Raw genomic sequence first — 21,103 nt, forward strand, 5'->3', positions numbered from 1 at the left:
TTCTATTTTTTTATTTTCTAAAAGTATGAATACGAACGTGGAAAAATGAGTGAATTTACGATGGATGAGCATTTTGAAATTTTCTATCACGATGAGGGTTTTGGACCACCAATTTATTCAGAAACTGTTTCCGAAGAAATTATAAAAAAATATCAAAAGAAACTGCCGAATCAATTGCTTGAGTACTGGAAAGCCTATGGATTTTCAGGATGGGGCAATGGATTGTTCTGGCTGGTAAATCCTGAGGATTACCAAGATGTTTTGGATGTTTGGTTAGAGAATGTTGAACTCCCCCCTCACGAAGAGTATTTTGTTTTTGCTCGTAGTGCATTTGGTGACTTAATTATTTGGGGAACTATACATGGTCGTTGTTTAAAAATATCTTCTGTCACGAATCAAATATTTCCAAATATGGAAGAAATGGAGCAAGGAGAAGAAGATTTTATATTACGAAATTACATTTCAACTCCAAATAAAAAAACATTTGATTTTAAGGACTGGAAAAATAAGCCTTTATTTGATCGAGCAGTAAAAAAATATGGAGAATTGAATAAAAATGAAACGTTTGGTTTTGAACCCGCTTTAATTTTAGGTGGTGAAGCAAAACTGGAAAATGTTCGCAAGTTACCGATTATTTCACATTTACAATTTCTAGCTTCTCTTGATACACCACGAATGATGCTTGATATCGGGAAATTTGTGGATGAACAAGGCCTAGGAAAGGATGATTAAAGCCCGTTAGGGCTTTTTTATTCTATTTTTAAATATATGAATGCAAAAGTGAAAAAATAGTGAAGTTATTGGGATATGAAAAAAACACCTATTACTTTTAATTCAGGATGTGCTATCTCAGATGATATGGTATATGTAGCAAGCTCAAGCTCACTGGATAACTTTGATGAAAATCAGCAATTTAGTCGATTGTTTATGTACGATTATACAGAAGAGAATGGAGGTGGATGGTATTATCATGATGTTAATTTTATTGTAGTTGATGTATGTTTTTATAATGTTGAAAATAATAAAAAGTTAATAGCATTAAGTGATGAAGGTGAAATTGAAGAGTTTGATGGTGAAGATAGTAATTTTAAACACATAGATGGAGCTGGTTTAAATCAAGAGTGGAGCAAAGATCGTGGTTATCTTTCCACAATAAAATTTCAAAATAACAAGTTATTTGCTTGTGGCTATGATGGGCAAGTTTATATTAACGAATTTAACTGGTTTGACTTATCAAATGGTCTAAGTCTTAGTAATAATCAAATACTAGATTTTGAATATCTTGAAAATGAGGATGATATTTCTGTTATAGATATATGTGAAATAAATGGTAATTATTTCTGTGTAGGTCGTATCGGAGATAATGGATTAATTGCTAATTATGATGGTAAGCGATGGAATGTATTGAAAAAAGTTACACCTGCTACATTATATTCAATTATTCCCAAAAAAGATGGAAAATTAATCGCTTGTGGAACATATGGAAATTTAATAGAAATTAATCAGGATGCTACTCTTAATCGTAAAACAAACTTAAGTATAAAAGATGATTTTTATTCTTTAACTGAATTTAATGATATTCTTTATATAGGTTCGGCATGCGGTTTATATAAATTTTATGAAAATGAAATTGCTAAAGTGTATATTCATGAGGAAATAGATAATAACCTTGTTTTTAAAGTAGATTCTACTGAAAATACATTATGGATTTTTACTAATAAACTTATAGGTAGATATGATGGAAATTTTTGGAAAATTTTTGATCATCCAGATAATAAAGAATATAAAAAAATATCTTTAACTGTGAGGGCAAATGAAAAATGTCCTAAAACTGGATATTGGTATACAGTTGCGAAACCTAATTCGAGAGCTTATTTTAAACAAGGCGATGCTTTTCCTCAGTTAGTAACTGATTGGGGGGAAGTTTATTGGTCTTGGGATGGTGAGAATTAATTGAATGCCTACAAGGGAATTTTATAAAGCACAAGATTTTTCTTTATCCTATTTTGTATTTTCCAAAGATATCAATGAAAATTTGGAAATAAGTGAAGTTATTGGAATATGAAAAAAATACCTATTACTTTTAGTTCAGGATGCGCTATTAGTAATAACAACTATTACCTTTCTGCTAGTATTGATGAATTAGATACATGGGATGCTTTTAGCAGAGTATTTATTTATCGACATGAATCCGATATAAATTGGTCTAGCCATGATTTAGATGGCTGGAAAGTTATTTCAGTGGCTTATTTAAATTTATTAAATAATAGATCTCTAATCTCGCTTGATAAAGACGGAAATGTAGAAATTTTTCAGCAGGCTGGTGAAGAGTACCAACAAATATGTCCTGATACTAATGAGCAGTTTATATATGGACAATTTAATCGATTACGTGTAATTCAAGATAATATTTATGCTTGTGGAGATGGTGCAAAAGTTTATATTTATGAAGAGAAAAACTGGAAGAGTATCGCCAATAACTTAGAAGAGAAACCTTTAGAAATTCCTAAAAATGATGAATTTTTTCTAAATAATGATCAAGATTTAGCTTTTAAAAAGAATTTTTACGATATACATGGTTTTGATAAAAATAATATTTATGTATGTGGAACACAAAATGATGAAGGTTTTATTGCATTTTTTAATGGCTTAAAATGGATTGAAGTTGATCGTATCACACCTTCTGCACTATATACGATAGTTCCATGTCCAGATGGAAAAAACATTCTAGTTTTGGGTCAGTATGGTACTCTTTTAAGAGGTAATATAGATGATGGATTTAAAAATTTAAAAGATATAAGTATTAATTCTACATTTTATAATGCTGCTTTTTATAATAATAAAATTTATATAGCTTCAGAACAAGGCCTTTATCAATATGACGCGGGAAGATATTCTTTAGTCTCTGAGTTAGAAGTAGTTCAAGGAGTAATATCGGTTGAGGTTAAAGAAAATATTCTTTGGGTGCTAACATATAAAAAACTTATACGTTTTGACGGAAATACTTGGGAAGTAATTAGCCATCCTGATAATGATGTGTTAGAAAGGCAGTTATTAAAGTGTGATGCTGGAGATGTTTGTCCACGCTCTGGAGATTGGTATAGTCCAGCTAATAATATGCAGAAGAGATATTTTACTAAAGGTGAAATTATGCCGGACATTAAAGACAATGCTTGGGGTGAAACTATTTGGTATTTAGATATTGAAAAATAATAACATTTTTATTTAAAAATATATAAGGCCTATCCAATAGATAGGCCTTTTCATGTATGGAAGTTAAATTAAGATGCAGTCAGTAGTAACATCTAAAGGATCAGTACAGGCATACCTCTATATAGTATCGAAACTTGAATTCTTCAAAACATGTTGAACATTACCAAAGATTGATTGTTTAATGATCTGTTAAAGAGGACAAAATGTGAAATTAAGTATTAAACTGAGAGCTAATTAAATTTGTTGATATATTAAAAATATTAAATAAAATTCAATCTTATAAAGTTTATCTAATTAATTGTAATTAACTTATTGATTTATAATTATAAATAGAGGAGTGCCTAAATTTTAATTAAAAAATATCATAGATAATATGTTTTATACTGAATTTTGCATTAACTATATAATAAATAATTAAATTATTTGATTTTATTAACCTTGAATGATGTATGTAACACCGCTATGAATTTATTTAAACCATCGAAAAAGGTTAATAATGTTTATTTTCGCTTTGGAGAACATCAGTTTGTTTTATTAGCAGTCTTTATTTTTGCTGCGTCCAAACAGAATTGGTCTAAAAGTGACATTAGTAAAGTTATAGAAGAAGCTTGTAGCAAGGATTATAAGCATTTAGTACATATACTTAGACATCATTCATAGCTCCTGTCAGATTGAAAAGGGTATAACCTCATATATCCTTTATACAGTACATTTGCAAAATGGTTAGATATTTGATTTTTAATTAATACTTAAAATATATTGAATAAAATAGAGTGGAAGGCTTTATTTTTAGTGGTTTTTTTTACTTTAAGTTCATAATAGGTTTATTTTGATCTAAAAAATGAGTTTAAATAAAAAGCAATCATGTAATTGAATTATTTGATAAAAGCTTTTAATCATTAAATTATTTTTTCATTTCACCTTTTAGGTGGCATACAAGTTTTTATGTATTTGACTGCATAAATCATCCCAAGCATACTCTAAAAAGCTACCCATTCATTAATAAATAGGTTTGGTAAAGCTTGTAAATAATAAATTGATAATTAAAAGAGTGTGAAAATTGTTTAACTACAAACCCACTCAAATTGTTGCCAGGAAAATATATGATGAAAAAATTAGGTGTATTTACACATATTGCTTTAGGCTTAGTCATGACATTGGGTACTACTGCTAGTCAAGCAGATTCGGTATTGTCAAAAAAAGATGCAAAAGAGCTAGCTCAATATAGAGAAGCAGAACGTATTGGTAAGGAACATCTCATTAAATTTGATACCTTAGATTTTGATGTTTATAGCAATCAAAAATGGGATCGTTTGAAAGAAAGCCATGCTGCTAACATTCGTGTGCATTATCCAGATGGAAGTACGACGGTTGGAATTCCAGACCATATTGTTGAACTAAAAAAAATGTTCGTTTTTGCCCCTAATACCAAAATCAAAACACACCCTATACGCATTGCTTCTGGAGAGTGGACAAGTGTTATTGGTGAGATAGAAGGTAATTTTAGTCAACCTATGCCAATTGGTAATGGCAAAACCATTCCACCTACAGGTAAAGCATTTAAATTTAAAATGGTGACGGTAGGTCATTGGAAGAATGGCACGATGGATGAAGAATATTTATTTTGGGATAACCAAGCATTCATGAAGCAAATTGGTTTAGAAAAATAAGAGTGTATGAACATTAGTAACAACGCTCAATTCAGTATGTTTTACAAGAAATTAGACTTTTGGGCTTAAGTTATTAAAAACCTAGTTTATTCAAATAGACTGGGTTTTATTTCTATTGAGATTCAAAGTCATATTTTAAGAAACTCTGGCCGACTAGATAAATATAAATAAGTCAATTAATTAACGATATAAAGGTATTGGAGAAAGTTGTGGACGATCACAAGTTAAAAAGAAAAGTCGGCACACTTGAAATGGTTGTAGCCATGCTGCTTTCAGGGAGTATTGGTCTATTTGTGATTAAATCAGGTCAATCGCCAATAAACATTGTATTTTTTCGCTGCCTTATATCAGCACTATGCCTAATACCTATCTGTTTGTTTTATGGGCACTTTAAAAAAGTATACTTTGGCAAAAAAGAACTATTTTTAATGGTGACTTCGGGCTTACTTATTATTTTTAACTGGGTTCTGCTGTTTGCTGCTTTCCCTAAAACCTCTATTTCTTTAGCCACGATTGTTTATCACGTAAACCCGTTTGTGATTTTATTTTTAGGGGCTTGGGTCTTTCATGAAAAGCTAAATAAAAATGATGTGCTATGGACCATAGTCGCTTTTATTGGGCTCATCGTAATTATAGGTTTGGGCAGTGCCTCGGTGAACTCTAATCAGTTAGTCGGTTTGGGGCTGGTTTTAGTTGCTACTACACTGTATTCAATATCTGTTCTAATGACTAAAAAACTAACTAACACACCGCCGTTATTAATTGTGCTTATACAAACCTTAAGTGGGGCTATTGTTATGGCTCCATTTATATCGGTTTTTACAAACCCACCAATAGGTCAACAATGGCTCTTTGTACTCGGGCTTGGAGTTTTACATACGGCATTTCTTTACTATTTAATGTACTCGGCATTTAAGAAAATACCTTTAAATAACATTGCGATCTTATCTTTTATTTATCCTATATCGACCATAGTAATTGATTATTTCTTCTTTGATCATGTGCTGACTAGTACTCAAATTTTAGGTGCAGGTTTAATTTTATTGGGTGTGCTGGGAGTAAAGTTGCATTGGAATGTTTTTGCGTTGAAAAGATTAAAATAGCAATACCAAGAGTTTTGCTTATCAACAAAGTTGCGAAAATGAGTCATCAAAGATTAAATTGCAATTGAGGTGAGCAAAATGAAAAATCAGTGGATAACAGACGAAGATAGATGGCAAGCAATTGTAGATCGAAATGCAGAAGCTGATGCATATTTTGTTTATGGCGTGAAAACCTCAGGTATGTACTGCCTGCCATCAAGTACAAAAAGGCTGCCTAAAAAAGAAAATGTAGTTTTCTTTGAGAGTGCTGCGCAAGCCGAGAAAAATGGTTATCGAGCAAGTCAAAAAATACAAAATAGACTCTCGAATGCACACGATCCAAAGCTTGTAGAAAAAATCGAGAAAGCTTGTAGATACATCGAACTACATGAAGAAAACTTGTCTTTATCGGACGTGGCAGATCATGTGGGAATGAGCGCATACCATTTTCATAGAGTTTTTAAGCAAATTACTGGTCTAACACCTAAAGGCTATGCCGATGCCCATAAAAGTAAAAAGCTAAGAGAAAACCTAGATGAAAATATCAGTGTGACTGATGCAATATTTAATGCAGGCTTTAATTCAAATAGTCAGTTCTATGAAAATTCAAATTCGCTATTAGGTATGACAGCGAAAGAATGGAAATCTGGCGGTAAAGGTGTACGTATTTTTTTCGCCATAGGTGAGTGCTCTTTAGGAGATATTTTAGTTGCTCAAAGTCAAAAAGGAATTTGTGCAATTTTATTAGGTGATGACCCTGAAAAGCTTTTAAAAGATTTACAAGATAAATTTCCAGAAGCCGACTTGATTGGGTGTGATGATGAGTTTGAGCAATTGATTGCGCATATTGTTGGGTTTATTGAAGCGCCACAAATCGGATTAGATTTACCATTAGATATTCAAGGGACTGCATTTCAACAAAGAGTATGGCAGGCCTTAAAAGAAATTCCTGCGGGGCAGACTGCGAGTTATTCTGACATAGCCCAAAAAATAGGTTCACCTAAAGCGGTTCGTGCTGTCGCAGGGGCGTGTGCAGCAAACATGTTGGCAGTTGCTATTCCATGTCATCGTGTCGTTCGAAATGATGGTTTTATTTCAGGGTATCGGTGGGGTGTTGAACGTAAACGTGCATTGTTAGAGAAAGAAGCAGAGCTGGCACGGAACTAAATTTGTTTTAGTTGGCTGTTTTTATAGAGTTAATTTTTTCAAAACAGCAAGAATCAGAGAGTCTCTTTTTATCTGTTTATTCAAAATATATCCATCAATTTAATCAAGATGGAATTGTGAGTATGACCAGATTAAAAGACAAAGTGGCTATTATTACGGGTGCAAGTTCAGGTATAGGCCTAAGTGCGGCATCGCTATTTGTAGCGGAAGGCGCGAAAGTTATTCTTGTTGCACGTCGTGAGCGTGTTTTAAAAGAGCTTTGCGATAGTTTGAATCGAGACGGAGTCGTTGCTCATTTTATCGCAGGTGATCTTAATGACCCCACAACCATGCAAAAAGCAATTGATATAGCTACGCAATATTATGGAAGGTTAGATATTGCATTTAATAATGCTGGCCTGTTGGGAGAGTATCAACTTACTCACGACACAACCGATGAAAATTGGAATTATGTTCTTCAGAATAATTTAACCAGTGCGTTTCAGTCGGCTAGAGAGCAGCTTAAAGTCATGTTAAAGCAGGGCTATGGCTCAATACTGTTTACATCTTCTTTTGTTGGTCATCATATCGGGTTCCCTCAAATGGCGGCTTATGCTGCAAGTAAAGCGGGACTCATTGGGCTAACCAAAGTGATGGCAGCAGAATATGCAACCTCAGGCATTCGAGTAAATGCACTTTTACCTGGTGGAACAAATACTTCAATGGGTCAAGAAGCGGCACCTTCTCCAGAAGTTTTAGAGTTTATAAAAAGCATACATGCCATGAAACGTTTAGCAGAACCTGATGAAATTGCGAAAGCGGCGCTCTTTTTAGTAAGTGATGATGCAAGCTTTATTACAGGAAGTGCTTTACTCGCCGATGGTGGAGTGACTATTTGTAAAACCTAGATAGGAATGAATAGATAGGTCGTAAAAAAGTGAGGCTGCTAGAGCCTCATTTTTGGATTTCAAATAAAGATCTGCTCGTTGTGCTGTCATATGCTGCTTACTTATGAGTGTAATTCTGTTAAATTTTGGTTTCTATTTCAATTCCACCACACAATCTCTACATATTATTTAGCAGTTTCAACAATATATTGAACACCACCTACGGTAATTTTTATTCTAAAATTTCCATTGTCTGATATAGCTTTTAGATTGATTTATATTTTAATTTATCTTAGTAATAAAAAGAGCGATATGTGACACAGTAAAAAGATAAACCTTAGAGTATAACTATGAAGCTTAAAGAATTAGCAGGTTGTGAGGAGTGCGATACCGTCTATCGTAGAGTCCCGCTTGCTTACGGAAAAAGAGCTTATTGTGTCTGCTGTGGTGCGGAACTTTATCGGCATACCAAACCGTTTACCACGTTGTTAGCTTTAATTTTAACGGCCTTAATTGTATTTGTTATTGCCAATAGCTTTCCGATTGTAAAAATTGAGTTGCAAGGCAACATATCCGAAACCACTTTATTGGGCGCTGTCTGGGTCATGTTTCATTATGATCGGGCTTTTGTCGGTGTCCTCATTTTAATCACTACATTTATAGTGCCGCTTTCATATTTGTTATTAATGGCTTATGTCCTTGGTACAGTCAGTATATTTAAAAGACGACCAAAATTTTTAGTTGGCGCCCTCCGAACACTGTACTTTATGAGAGTGTGGGGAATGGTTGAGGTATTCCTGATTGGAATTTTGGTCACCCTTGTAAAGTTAATGGGTATGGTGCTCGTTATTCCGGAAATTGCCTTATGGGCATTTGCAGTCTTAAGCCTATTGATGGTTTATATTACATCCATAAAGGTCAGTGACATATGGAATGAAATTGATAGGTCACCGTTATGAAAAAGATAAAAAACGTGACTGCACCGAAAAATGAAAACACTGATATGGTTCTAAAGCAGTATCCAAGGGCCAAAGATCTTTCGCTTATATTGTGTCACTGCTGTGGTTTATTAAACTCATCAAAACTAGATAAAACAGCCACTGGTAAAAAACATCAAGTTTTACGCTGTGTGAGATGCCATAGTGTATTGCATGAGCGTAAGCCGGGAAGTTTAAACCGTACCTTTGCGCTGGTGGTGGCTGCAACTATTTTGTATGTACCGGCAAACGTGTTGCCCATGACGATAACCGACTCACTTTTAGGTAGCCAGAAAGATACCATCATGAGTGGGGTGATTTACTTTTGGCAAAATGGAGACTATTTGGTGTCGGTGGTCATTTTTATGGCCAGTATTTTTATTCCGATGCTTAAGCTATTTATTTTGTATTTCCTGTTATTGGTTGTATATATACAGTCATCGGCCGCATGGAAATTTACCCCAGAGCAATGTATCAAATTGTACCGTATCGTTGAGTTTGTCGGGCGTTGGTCCATGATTGACGTGTTTGTGGTCGCTTTATTAACCGCACTTATTCAGATTCAATCGCTTGCGACGATTTTAGCAGGGCCGGGTTCTATTGCTTTCGGTGCAGTTGTGGTTTTAACCATGTTTGCATCTTTAAGTTTTGACCCGCGTATTATTTGGGATAATTTTTATGCGTCTCAAAATACCAACAAGCCCAACCGTTTTTCTACGGAAAAAACCACAATTATTCAAGACGAACACTCGCCGTTGAATAATGATTCCATTAATCCCAGTCAATAAAAGAACAATGAGTATGTCTGAAAATAAAACAACCGGCGATACCTCAGATCACCATGAGACAGATGTTGAACTGGAAAACATGAATGATTTACCCGAACCGCAAGAAAAGAAAAATCGGTGGAAACCTCTATTAATTTGGATAGTTCCGCTGGTTGCACTTTTAATTGCACTTTCACTGGCTGTAAAGGCGCTGCTGTCTAATGGACCAACCATTGAGGTGTCTTTTCGCACAGCCGAAGGCTTAGTCGCAGGTAAAACAACTGTGCGCTATAAGCAGGTTGATATTGGTGTTGTACGTCAAATTGATCTAGCCGATGACCGATCACATATTATTGCGCGTATTGATTTGCGTAAAAATGCAAGCAACTTTGCCGCGCAAGATTCACGTTTTTGGGTAGTACGACCGCGTATTGGGACAGGTGGCGTTTCAGGCATAGACACCTTATTGTCAGGTTCATATATTGAAGTAGATGGCGGTAAGTCACCCGAGAAAAAACTTGAATTTACGGGTTTAGAAATACCGCCAGTGATTACTTCCGATGTACCGGGTAAAGAGTTTTTCTTAACAGCCGATGATTTGGGATCTTTGGATATCGGTTCACCGATTTATTACCGCCGAATTAACGTTGGACAAATTACTGCTTATAAGCTAGCTGACGACGGTAAAAGTGTGCAGCTTCAGACTTTTATTCGTGCACCGTATGATAAGTTTGTGACTACAGATGCACGCTTTTGGCAAGCTAGTGGTATTGATGTAAGTTTGAATGCTTCAGGCTTTAATTTAGATACACAATCGCTTGCGAGCATTGTTGCTGGCGGTATTGCGTTTGGTTTCCCTGAAAATTCAAATGCGACTACTGCTGCCAATAAGAGTAGTTTTACGCTTTGGGATTCAAAATCTGAAGCTCTCAAAGAACCAGACGGGCAGCCGCGTGGTGTGATTATGTATTTTGATCATTCATTACGTGGGTTAGCAGCGGGTGCACCAATCGACTTCATGGGCATTGAAATTGGTAATATTAAATCCATTAATGCAGAGTTTTATAACAACTATAAGCAGATTCGTATGCGTGTTGAGGCGGTTATTTATCCGTCACGTGTTGAAAATGGCTTAGCACTCAATCCAAACAGCACTATCTTCAAAGATTTTGTTGAGCATGGATGGCGTGCACAAATGAGAACGGGCAACCTCTTAACGGGTCAAAACTATATTGCTTTAGATAAGTTCCCTAAAGCGAAACCGGCAAGTTTACAAGTCTTGAAAGATGGCCGTGTAGTGATTCCAACTACGCCAACAGAGTTAAGTGGTTTACAGGCACAGGTTTCTCAAATTGCTGACAAGTTAACCAAATTCCCACTAGTTGAAATTGGGCAAGATGTGCGTAAAACGCTTAACAATATGAATACTGCCATTGAATCTACAGACAAGCTGGTTAAACAGTTAGACGGTAAAGTCGCACCTGGTTTACAAGCAACCTTAGATGATGTTCGTAAAACTGTAAGATCATCCGAGTCTATTTTGTCGAGCGATGCGCCGTTGCAACAGGACGTCCGTAAGGCACTGCAACAAATGACCCGTGCGGCTGCTTCTTTACAACTCATGTCAGATTATATTGAGCAACATCCTGAATCTATTATTCGTGGTAAGAGACCAGAGGCCAACGATGAAAAATAAAAAGAACCAACTACTTCAACACTCTAAAGCAGCCAAATGGTTGCTTGGGAGTGGGGTACTTTTAACAGCAGTTGCCATGACAGCCTGTTCTAGTTCGCCAACGCCAAATTACTATACGATTAGCCCTAAAATTACTCCAGCAGTTAGCTCCAGTATTCGAGTCATTGAAGTTTTACCGGTTGGACTGCCAGACCGTTTAGACCGTGCGCCTTTGGTGCTCCAAGACAGCAATGGTAAATCGACTGTACTTGATAATGAACGTTGGACATCAACCATGAGTACGCAATTACGCGATACCTTATCGGCGGGTTTGCAACAAAAATTAGGAGCAATTGACAGTTATAGCAGCGGGCTGGCTGGAAACAATCAGCCTTTATATCGAGTTTCTACAGACTTCTCTCATTTTGATATTGTAGATAAGCGTGATATCAATATTGCGGTATCTTGGGTGGTGAAGCGTCAAATACCGCCGACTCAATTAGAGTCAAATAATGCAAAAGTCATTACCAATGCTGGATCTCAACTGAATTGTCGAATTGCTTTTAAGCAGCCGATTGATCAGAAAGCTAAGAAAATGGATGCGATTGTGAATGCTTCAAGTGAAGCGATGACTCAAATTATTAATACAGTGTCCGCTTCAATTGTTGCACTCGATTCGAATAAAAAATCAATTATTAGCAATGGTGTTTGTTCGTAAAACGAATCGCTTTTAACCAACCCCTTTATTTGTGTACAACAGATAAAGGGGTTTTCTATTTTAGTTGCCTCGATAGGTTGAGTAACCGTAAGGGCTAAGTAATAAAGGAATATGGTAGTGATTTACGCTTCCATCCACTTTAAAAATGACAGGTACTTCGGCAAAAAAAGTTTGCTGTTTGTTCTTTTTGAACCAGTCCTCAGTTTTAAAGGTCACTTTATAAATGCCTTGCTCTAGTTTTTTATTTTCTGGATAGAGTGCTGTAATACGACCATTTGAATCAGTCACTTGCTGGTTGAGTTTAACCCACTGGTTATTGGTGTTTTTTTCTAAAACTACTTCAACCTGAGAAGAGGGTAAACCCGTTTCTAGATTTAACACGTGCACACTTAGCGGATTAGTTTGTGCAAATGTAGCCGAAGCAATAAATAACGAAGATAAAGCAATAAATGATTTAGTCATGATGAAGCTCCTTATGAGTTAAAAACGGTTTCAATAGCTTTGCTTGCGCATTGATTGTCATTTTGTGCGCCGCCAGCACCCGCAACTCCAATCGCGCCGATCACTTGGTTTTCAAAACGAACAGGTACGCCACCGCCTAACAAAAGTAAATTTGCTACGGTGGTTAAATTTTTTGTATCGGGGTTTTGGTTACTGTTTTGGCTTAAAACTAAGGTCGATGTTTTGGTCGATAACGCGGTATACGCTTTTTTCTCGGCAGCCATTAAATTATGCGGGCCTACCAACTCATGCCGCTCGGCAGTTAAAGTATTACCGCCACGATCTACAACAACGACCGCAATATTTTGATTTAGTTGTTTACATGCCTGTTTAGCACTGTCGGCTAGCAGATGGGCAGTTTTAAGATCTAACGAATAAACTTGATTCAAAGCAGGGGGCTGTGCAAAAGTACTATTTGCAAATAGCACTGTTGTGAGTAGCAGCCAGTTTATTTTGTTCATAATGATTGCCTCTATGTCGCTTTGAAAATCTTAAACAAATTGCCTAATTTCAAGCATGACAATCACATTACAAAGTTGTCATTTTTCTAATGAGTCTCTACAAAATGCGTATTCTTATTATTGAAGACGAGATCAAAATCGCCACTTATTTGGTCAAAGGGTTAAAAGAATCCGGATACCAAGCCGAGTGCGTACATTTAGGGCTACAAGGTTTGGAAATGCTAAAGAGAGATCAATATGACTTGCTTATTCTTGATGTGATGTTGCCGGACATAGACGGCTGGAGCGTATTACAAGTACTACGTCAGTTTTCAAAAATTCCGGTGATTTTCTTAACGGCAAAAGATCAGGTCATGGATAGAGTGAAAGGGTTAGAGTTAGGTGCAGATGACTACTTGGCTAAACCTTTTTCCTATATTGAACTGTTGGCACGTATTAAAAGTCTGTTAAGACGACAGCAATATCTGCAAGAAAACGAGCTAGCTATTAGTGATTTAAAAATGGATGTGGTCAATCATAAAGTATGGCGTAATGGAAACTTAATTGAGCTGAGCAAAACCGAATTTAATTTGTTGCGTTATCTGTTACTTAACAAAGAGCAAATTGTGACGCGTAGACAAATTGGTTCCGAAGTTTGGAATATTAACTTTGACACCGATACCAATTTTATTGATGTCGCTGTACGCCGTTTACGAAGCAAAATTGATGAAGGCTATGAGTTAAAACTCATTCATACCATACGTGGCTTGGGCTATAAAATATCGGTTAGCTTATGAACTTTAAATTTCTACGTTCGCTTGAAGTCCGTATTACATTATTGGTCACGCTTTGTTCTGCCTTAATTTTATGTTCCGTCGGCTTTATGACCTATTTAGGCATTAACCAGATTTTATTAAAGCAGCAAGATAAAGCTTTAGCGGAAAGAATTAACCGTTTGGAAATTTTGCTGCAAGATAGCGAAAATGTAGAGCAAATCATTGCGCGGCCTAAGCTGTATCAAAACATGCTTGGTAACCAAGACAACTTGTTTCTGCTTATTCATAAAGGCAAAACTTTAATTAATATCAATCCGCTCCATATTCAGCTACCACAGCTTGCACAGCGTAATAACCTTCAGTTTCAAGATTTAGCTAACAACTCATATCCAACGCGCATTGCTTGGAAAACCATAAAAATTAATAACGAGCCCTATTTGCTCATTGCAGGTAAACAATGGTCGGAACGCATCAATATTCTTTTACCTTTTCAAGAAAATCTCTTGATGTATGTGGTCGGGGGCGTGTTTGCAATCTTTGTGCTTTGCATTTTAGTGTGTCATTTAGGTTTACGGTCACTACAACAGCTTCGTAAGCAAACTCATTCTATTAACGTAAATCAGCTCCAGAAAAGATTAAACCTCCCAAATTCACCTTTAGAAGTTGAGCTGCTTTCTAAAGATATAAACCATATGCTTGAGCGTATCGAAAAGGGCTATACGCAGCTCAACCGTTTTTCTGAAGATATCGCTCATGAGTTTCGTACGCCTTTAAATAATCTGATTGGGCAAACCGAGATTGCTTTAACTGGCGAACGCTCGGTTGAGCAATATGAAGATTTGCTGGTGTCTCATTTAGACGACTACCACAGATTAAAACGCATGATTGATAGTATGCTTTTCTTGGCAAGAGCCGATCAGAAAATGGTGCTTGTAAACAAACAGGAAATAAACCTCCAAGACGTTATAAATGGCCTATGCCAGATTTTTGAATATCAAGCTGAAGATCAAGACTGTCATTTTAGTTTTAACTTAGAAGCTCAAACGTTATTTGCAGATCCTGAGCTATTTCAAAGAGCCGTTTATAACCTTGTGTTAAATGCGCTGGTTCATGGTGGTAAAGGGCGGACTATTTATATCGCAACTAAAAAACAAATGATTGAACATACGCAATGGGTGAGTCTGACTGTGGTAACGGGTGGGGTTTCAATTGCTGAACATCAACTTGAGCATCTTTTTGAAAGATTTTATCAATGCCACTCAAGCCGAACTGATGAGAGTCAGACTGGTGGTTTAGGTCTTTCTATTGTGGCTTCTATTATGGATTTACATCATGGCTCATACCGTGTTTATAACACGCTCAAGGGCGTGTGTTTTGAGCTTGATTTTCCAGTTTTAAATACATCAAAGACTCTAAATTAACGATTTAATAGTACTTCTTAATTTTTAAAATTCACACTTTGTTCACAACCCTCTGGCGTATGTTTAAACATATGAAATAAATAGAAGAGGGTAATGATGAAATTATTATTTAAATCACTGGTGATGAGCAGTGGTCTGGCCGTAGTTAGTCTAGCAGCCTCTTTGAGTACTTATGCAGGTCTAACGACTAACCCAGTGGCTGTTGATTCTATCGATATTAATCAATACGCAGGTAAGTGGTATGAAATTGCACATTTGCCTATGTTTTTTCAGCGTAATTGTATAGCCAATACAACAGCAACCTATTCGATTAACGCAGATAAAACCGTGGGCGTTTTAAATAGTTGTACGACTAAAAAAGGTGAAGTGATTTCATCTGAAGGTGTAGCTTATCCGCAAAATGAAGGTAACAGTAAATTAGAAGTAAGCTTTTTACCTTCTGGCCTCCGATGGATTCCTTTTACCAAAGGTGATTATTGGGTGTTAAGAGTTGATCCAGATTATCAAGTCGCTTTAGTGGGCGGACCAAGTACAGACTATTTATGGATTCTTTCTCGTAGTCCTCAAATTGATCAGGCGACATATAACTCCTATTTGCAAACAGCAAAATATTATGGCTATGATGTGTCCAAACTCATTAAAACAAAACAAACGAACTAATGAAGTTGCTGATTATGTTGGTTTTTAGATTTAGCTCATAATCTTGTGATCTTCACATAAAATTCATTGTGCATTTTCTAAATTAATAAATAAAGAAATGCTTTAGATCAGGAAGAATCAATGTCTAAATTTTTTCTACGCTGGATCGATAGCTGGTCAGATTCAGAAAATGCGCAGCTTACTAGTTCGGGTGAATATATCATTGAAAAGAAAATTCAATGGTTAAGAATCATACCTTTTATTTTATTGCATATCGCTTGTTTAGCCGCTTTTTGGGTGGGGGTGTCTTGGTTCGCTGTGGTCTTCATGCTTGGTTTTTATTTTCTTCGCATGTTCGCAATTACTGCTTTTTTCCATCGTTATCTTTCGCATAAAACTTTTCAAACCTCCCGTGTTGTCCAATTTATTTTTATCTTGATTGGAACCATGAGTGCACAGCGCGGACCGTTATGGTGGGCAGCACACCACCGTTATCACCATCACTTTACCGATACCGATCAGGACCCGCATTCAGCGAAAGCAGGTTTTTGGTATTCGCATGTAGGCTGGTTTTTGAACGAGCAGAATTTTGCCACTCGAAAAAAGGTCATTAAAGACTGGTTGAAGTATCCGGAACTGATTTGGCTTGACCGATTTAGCTTACCTATTGTGATTTTGACGGCCTTAGCAATTTACGGTTTAGGTTCATGGCTGGCGCAGCGTTTCCCTGCGTTGGGTACCAATGGCTTACAGCTTTTAGTGTGGGGATTTGTAATTTCCACTGTTCTGTTAACACATGCAACCTTATGTATTAACTCACTTGCTCATCGTTATGGCTCACGAGAGTTTAATACTCCAGATGATAGCCGTAATAATTTCTTTCTCTCTTTAATTACCTTGGGTGAAGGATGGCACAACAACCATCATTTTTATGCGGGTAGTGTTCGACAAGGTTTTCATTGGTGGCAGATTGATATCACCTTTTATATTCTCAAAGTCATGTCTTTATTTGGTTTGGTATGGGGGTTAAAACCCGTACCGAATAAAGTTTACCAATATAAAAAAATTAAAGATCTACCGATAGAAAAAATTGAAAATGGGGAAGTGTTATGAAGATTGCCATTATTGGTTCAGGTATATCGGGGCTTTATGCTGCTTGGAAATTGTCAAAACAGCATCAAGTTACGGTATATGAAAAAAATAACTATTTTGGTGGTCATACTGACACTCACGAGCTAGAGATAGAAGGTGCTAAAGTCGCGGTAGATAGTGGTTTTATCGTGTTTAATGACTACAACTATCCGTTATTTACCGACATGCTTAAAAAATTAGGCGTCGAAACTCAAAGTAGCGATATGAGTTTTTCGGTAAATAATCTGGTCAGTGGACTTCAATATAATCCTTCAAAAAAGTGGTCGCTGTTTGCGTGTCCACAGAACTTTTTAAACCGTAAATTTCTGCAAATGCTCTCAGATTTGCTACGTTTTTATGATGACAATAAAGATATAGACGTGGCAGATATTGATCCTAATTTATCGATTGAAGAATATTTAGACCTCCATAAATATAGTCATGAGTTCCGTTATGAGCATCTTTATCCGATGTGCGGCGCATTATGGTCGGCTCCCGTTGAGCAGGTAGGCCAAATTCCATATCGATTTGTGGTGAGTTTTTTTCAACATCACCGCATGTTACAGCTAAAAGAGCGGCCGCAATGGCAAACAGTTAAACATGGCTCGGCAAGTTATATCCATGCTATTCAAAAGAACTGCCCATCCCTTGAATGGAAATTTGCAGAAGTAAAAGCTGTGAGCCGTTCACCAGAAATAGTGTGGATCGAAACTTCAGAAGGGCGAGCACAATATGACTGGGTAATTTTTGCCAGCCATGCTGACGATAGCCTAAGTTTAATTAAAGATGCGTCAGAACTTGAACGGGAAATATTAAGCCAATTTGGTTATCAAGATAATCGAATGGTGGTTCACCGTGATCTTTCCATTATGCCTAAAAGCCGTTTGCAGTGGGCAAGTTGGCATGTACATGTAACGCCAATATCACAAGCTCAAAACGATGAGTACGACATACATTATGGTTTTACCTACTGGATGAATAATTTGCAGAACTTACCCTGCAAAACTCAGATTTTTTGTACTTTAAACCCGAATATGAAAATTAAAGCTGAAGACGTCTTGGTTGAGCGTAAATATCGTCATCCTGTATTTGATGCAAAAGCGATTCAAGCTCAATCTCGTTGGCACGAAATTAATGGGCAAAATCGGACTTCATTTTGTGGGGCATATTGGGGTTGGGGCTTTCATGAAGATGGGGCCCGTAGTGCAGCACGTGTTGTAGAGCAACTCTTAGCGTTATAAAAATAAATAAGGAGCTATCAAATGTTATTAAATAAACTTGCTATCGCTCCTGCGTTTATTCGTCATCGGCGTTATAGCCCCAAACCACACCAATTTACCTCGACCTTAAATTATTTGTGGTTCGATCCAGATCAACTAAATGAAATTACAAAAGATTGTTCACTCTGGTCGACGGATCACTGGAATGTATTAAAACTATCCGAAAATGATTTTTTAAATATGTACAGCGGTTCTATTAGGGAAAAAATAGAAAAAGCATTATTGCAAAATAACAACTTATATATGGGTTCAGATTGGCAAATCAGAGTATTGGCTTTGCCTCGTTGTTTGGGTTTTCGGTTTAATTCAGTCGTATTTTATTTTGTTTTAAGTCAAACAGGCCAACCGCTTTTTATTCTTAGCGAAATTACCAACACCCCGTGGAATGAACGAAAAGTCTATACACACGACTGTATAAAACAACAAGGTCAGGTGGGTGATTATCAGAGTTTCGATTTTAACTTTGAAAAGTCATTTCATGTATCGCCGTTTATGCCCATGCAACTCACATATAAATGGCGATTTAGTTTTTCCGACTTTCAAAATGTTATTCATATGCAGCTTTTTGAGGAACAAAAACAAGTCTTTGATGCCACTATGCGTTTTGAGCTTAATGCCATCACATTTCCTTCACAGCAATATCGATATGCTCTTATCAACAGCCTAGCGCCTTTTAAAATGCTGTTTTCCATATATTTAGAGGCATTTAAGTTGTGGCGAAAAAAAGTTCCATTTTATCGTCATCCTAAAAAGATCAAGGTAGATAAGACATGATAAAAACATTTCTTTATGGTGAAGATGACTCACTACCGTTACTGCTCAAGAGTCTTCTCAAACTACGTCATGGACAGATCACTTTTCAGGGCACGTGGAATGGGACGGTCGGTGAAGTTTCAGACTTACATGCTGTGATTGAAGTTCACAATCCTTTATTGATGGATCTTATTTTAAAAAATGGTGTTTTGGGAGCAGCAGAAGGCTACATTCGTGGTGACTGGAGCAGCGAGCACCTTGTCGAGTTGATTCAGATCTTGGCACGTAACCGAGCTGTATTGGACCAAATCAACCAGAATGTTATTGCTCAAGCGAGCCAGTTTTTGCTCAAGGCTTGGTATAGAAATAGAAAGAATTCTATAACGGGTAGCCGTAAGAATATTGCTGAGCACTATGACTTAAGCAATGACTTTTTTAAACTCTTCTTAGATCCATCTTTAATGTACTCAAGTGCAGTTTTTGAACATGAAAATATGACACTTGAAGAAGCATCTGACTTAAAAAAAGACATTATCTGTAAAAAGCTCGATTTAAAACCATTAGATCATTTGGTTGAAATTGGAAGTGGGTGGGGTGGTTTTGCAATTTATGCAGCTCAACACTATGGCTGTAAAGTGACCACAATTACTATTTCGCAAGCGCAATATGATGAAGCTGTTACTCGTGTAAATGAAGCTGGCTTGGCACATCGAATTGATGTGCAACTCAAAGACTACCGTTTGCTTGAAGGAAAGTTTGATAAGTTAGTGTCAATTGAAATGGTTGAAGCAGTTGGTGCGCAATATTTGTCGACATATTTTGATCAGTGTAAGGCATTGTTAAAACCGAAAGGTTTGGCATTTATTCAAGCTATCACCATTGAAGATTTTCGCTATAAAAAAGCACTAAATACAGTCGATTATATTAAACGCTATATTTTCCCTGGTAGCTTTATTCCTAGCATAGCGATATTGACCCAAACCGCCTCTGAAAGTGGTTTGAGGTTAAAACATTTAAATGACATTGGTCTAAGTTATGCACAAACAATTCATCACTGGAGAGAAAGGTTTTTAGCAGCCCGAGAACAGGTTTTGGCTCTGGGTTTTGATGAAAACTTTATTCGAATGTGGGATTTCTATTTATGTTATTGCGAGGGTGGCTTTAAAGAAGGCGTAATAAGCAATGTTCACTTGTTGTTTGAAAGTACCAGTTACTAACCCAAACACATCAAGCAAGGAGAATGCTCATGTTATGGAATTTACTGATTCTGGATTTACTCATCATGTTGCTGAGTTGGCTACTCGCCACTGCAAATGGTCGTGCTGGGATTGTGGACGCCGCATGGAGTTTCTGTCTGGCAGTAAACATTATTGTGTCTTCTTTACTCATTTCAGTTGCTCCTGTTGAAGTACGAATTTTTATTGGTCTTTTTAGTGGCCTATGGTTTTTAAGATTATTTTGGCATCTGTTAAGACGTTATCAATCTGAACAAAAAGAAGATGGCCGTTACGCGAGTATGCGTAAAGCGATGGGAAAGTTTCAGTATTTTGGCTTCTTCTTATTTTTTATCTTTCAAACACTTTTAGTGCTTTTGTTCTTCTTACCAATGTGGATGCTCCTCAATGTAGAAGCAACTGAATGGAGTAGTGGATATAAAGTCACTTTAGTGATTGCGGCCGTCATCATGGCGATTGCCTTTATTGGAGAGCAGCTCGCTGATCAGCAACTATACCGATTTAAATTAAATCCAGATCATCATGGCAAAACCATGGATCAAGGCTTATGGCGTTATTCACGTCACCCCAATTATTTTTTTGAATGGTTACATTGGTTTGCCTATCCAATCATTGGTTTAGCTGCGGGCCAATATGTATTGTGGATTTATCCGTTATTGATGTGGCTATTTTTATACTACGTCACAGGTATTCCATTTAGCGAAAAACAGGCAATTAAAAGTCGCGGTCAAAATTATCTTGATTATCAACAGAAAACATCAATGTTTATTCCGCGAAAACCCAAAAAATAGG

At 36.5% G+C, this 21,103-nt stretch carries 21 protein-coding genes; 19 read left to right on the forward strand and 2 right to left on the reverse strand.

The genetic code is table 11. The features are described from left to right. Window positions 1-45 precede the first annotated feature (45 nt). From ACH8JV_RS01900 to ACH8JV_RS01950, 11 genes are all read left to right on the forward strand, one after another. Entirely contained in the window at window positions 46-732 is a 687-nt protein-coding gene (locus ACH8JV_RS01900) for a GAD-like domain-containing protein (RefSeq protein ID WP_396519412.1), read from the forward strand. A gap of 75 nt (window positions 733-807) precedes the next feature. Next, window positions 808-1,953 carry a hypothetical protein gene (locus ACH8JV_RS01905; RefSeq protein WP_396519414.1) on the forward strand — a complete coding sequence of 382 codons (1,146 nt, stop codon included), beginning with the start codon at window positions 808-810 and terminating at the stop codon, window positions 1,951-1,953. 108 nt (window positions 1,954-2,061) lie between these two features. Then, window positions 2,062-3,213 carry a hypothetical protein gene (locus ACH8JV_RS01910; RefSeq protein ID WP_396519416.1) on the forward strand — a complete coding sequence of 384 codons (1,152 nt, stop codon included), beginning with the start codon at window positions 2,062-2,064 and terminating at the stop codon, window positions 3,211-3,213. Between the two features lie 1,103 nt (window positions 3,214-4,316). Beyond that, the gene (locus ACH8JV_RS01915; RefSeq protein WP_396463620.1) at window positions 4,317-4,883 is read left to right on the forward strand and encodes an ester cyclase; all 567 of its coding nucleotides are present in this window, start codon (window positions 4,317-4,319) and stop codon (window positions 4,881-4,883) included. 209 nt (window positions 4,884-5,092) lie between these two features. Next, the gene (locus ACH8JV_RS01920; protein WP_396519418.1) at window positions 5,093-5,986 is read left to right on the forward strand and encodes a DMT family transporter; all 894 of its coding nucleotides are present in this window, start codon (window positions 5,093-5,095) and stop codon (window positions 5,984-5,986) included. A gap of 78 nt (window positions 5,987-6,064) precedes the next feature. Next, complete coding sequence (gene ada / locus ACH8JV_RS01925; RefSeq protein WP_343568274.1) at window positions 6,065-7,132, forward strand: bifunctional DNA-binding transcriptional regulator/O6-methylguanine-DNA methyltransferase Ada; 1,068 nt, start codon at window positions 6,065-6,067, stop codon at window positions 7,130-7,132. 122 nt (window positions 7,133-7,254) lie between these two features. Continuing rightward, window positions 7,255-8,019, forward strand: a complete 765-nt coding sequence (locus tag ACH8JV_RS01930) for an SDR family oxidoreductase (RefSeq protein ID WP_396519420.1) — start codon at window positions 7,255-7,257, stop codon at window positions 8,017-8,019. Between the two features lie 329 nt (window positions 8,020-8,348). Beyond that, window positions 8,349-8,957, forward strand: coding sequence for a paraquat-inducible protein A (locus ACH8JV_RS01935; protein ID WP_396519422.1), 609 nt, complete (start codon window positions 8,349-8,351; stop codon window positions 8,955-8,957). Then, window positions 8,954-9,763: a paraquat-inducible protein A gene (locus ACH8JV_RS01940; RefSeq protein WP_396519424.1), complete on the forward strand. Its 810-nt coding sequence runs from the start codon at window positions 8,954-8,956 to the stop codon at window positions 9,761-9,763. The genes ACH8JV_RS01935 and ACH8JV_RS01940 overlap by 4 nt, the downstream gene beginning before the upstream one ends. A 7-nt stretch (window positions 9,764-9,770) precedes the next feature. After that, a complete protein-coding gene (locus tag ACH8JV_RS01945; RefSeq protein WP_396463648.1) occupies window positions 9,771-11,438 on the forward strand; it encodes an intermembrane transport protein PqiB in 1,668 nt (555 codons plus the stop codon). Continuing rightward, a complete protein-coding gene (locus tag ACH8JV_RS01950; RefSeq protein ID WP_396519426.1) occupies window positions 11,428-12,135 on the forward strand; it encodes a membrane integrity-associated transporter subunit PqiC in 708 nt (235 codons plus the stop codon). The genes ACH8JV_RS01945 and ACH8JV_RS01950 overlap by 11 nt, the downstream gene beginning before the upstream one ends. 60 nt (window positions 12,136-12,195) lie before the next feature. Here ACH8JV_RS01950 and uraH read toward each other — a convergent pair whose 3' ends face one another. Both uraH and ACH8JV_RS01960 read right to left on the reverse strand, forming a co-directional pair. Further along, entirely contained in the window at window positions 12,196-12,597 is a 402-nt protein-coding gene (gene uraH, locus ACH8JV_RS01955) for a hydroxyisourate hydrolase (RefSeq protein ID WP_000167346.1), read from the reverse strand. A gap of 11 nt (window positions 12,598-12,608) precedes the next feature. Continuing rightward, window positions 12,609-13,097 carry a heme-binding protein gene (locus ACH8JV_RS01960; RefSeq protein ID WP_396519428.1) on the reverse strand — a complete coding sequence of 163 codons (489 nt, stop codon included), beginning with the start codon at window positions 13,095-13,097 and terminating at the stop codon, window positions 12,609-12,611. Window positions 13,098-13,201: 104 nt separating this feature from the next. Here ACH8JV_RS01960 and ACH8JV_RS01965 point away from each other — a divergent pair, with 104 nt between their 5' ends. The 8 genes from ACH8JV_RS01965 to ACH8JV_RS02000 all read left to right on the forward strand — a co-directional run bounded on the left by ACH8JV_RS01965 (window position 13,202) and on the right by ACH8JV_RS02000 (window position 21,102). Beyond that, a complete protein-coding gene (locus tag ACH8JV_RS01965; protein ID WP_311069649.1) occupies window positions 13,202-13,873 on the forward strand; it encodes a heavy metal response regulator transcription factor in 672 nt (223 codons plus the stop codon). Then, complete coding sequence (locus ACH8JV_RS01970; RefSeq protein WP_396519430.1) at window positions 13,870-15,273, forward strand: heavy metal sensor histidine kinase; 1,404 nt, start codon at window positions 13,870-13,872, stop codon at window positions 15,271-15,273. The genes ACH8JV_RS01965 and ACH8JV_RS01970 overlap by 4 nt, the downstream gene beginning before the upstream one ends. 96 nt (window positions 15,274-15,369) lie before the next feature. After that, window positions 15,370-15,933 carry a lipocalin family protein gene (locus tag ACH8JV_RS01975; protein WP_311088048.1) on the forward strand — a complete coding sequence of 188 codons (564 nt, stop codon included), beginning with the start codon at window positions 15,370-15,372 and terminating at the stop codon, window positions 15,931-15,933. A 120-nt stretch (window positions 15,934-16,053) separates the two neighbouring features. Next, window positions 16,054-17,025, forward strand: a complete 972-nt coding sequence (locus tag ACH8JV_RS01980) for an acyl-CoA desaturase (protein WP_396519432.1) — start codon at window positions 16,054-16,056, stop codon at window positions 17,023-17,025. After that, a complete protein-coding gene (locus ACH8JV_RS01985; RefSeq protein WP_396519434.1) occupies window positions 17,022-18,284 on the forward strand; it encodes an NAD(P)/FAD-dependent oxidoreductase in 1,263 nt (420 codons plus the stop codon). Before ACH8JV_RS01980 ends, ACH8JV_RS01985 begins: the two co-directional genes overlap by 4 nt. A 21-nt stretch (window positions 18,285-18,305) precedes the next feature. After that, a complete protein-coding gene (locus ACH8JV_RS01990; RefSeq protein ID WP_396519436.1) occupies window positions 18,306-19,097 on the forward strand; it encodes a DUF1365 domain-containing protein in 792 nt (263 codons plus the stop codon). Next, window positions 19,094-20,293, forward strand: a complete 1,200-nt coding sequence (locus ACH8JV_RS01995; RefSeq protein WP_396519438.1) for a class I SAM-dependent methyltransferase — start codon at window positions 19,094-19,096, stop codon at window positions 20,291-20,293. Before ACH8JV_RS01990 ends, ACH8JV_RS01995 begins: the two co-directional genes overlap by 4 nt. A gap of 29 nt (window positions 20,294-20,322) precedes the next feature. Next, window positions 20,323-21,102, forward strand: a complete 780-nt coding sequence (locus ACH8JV_RS02000; RefSeq protein ID WP_396519440.1) for a DUF1295 domain-containing protein — start codon at window positions 20,323-20,325, stop codon at window positions 21,100-21,102. Window position 21,103 lies beyond the last annotated feature (1 nt).

The sequence above is a fragment of the Acinetobacter sp. ABJ_C5_2 genome (assembly GCF_044538485.1).
Taxonomy (GTDB): domain Bacteria; phylum Pseudomonadota; class Gammaproteobacteria; order Pseudomonadales; family Moraxellaceae; genus Acinetobacter; species Acinetobacter nosocomialis_A.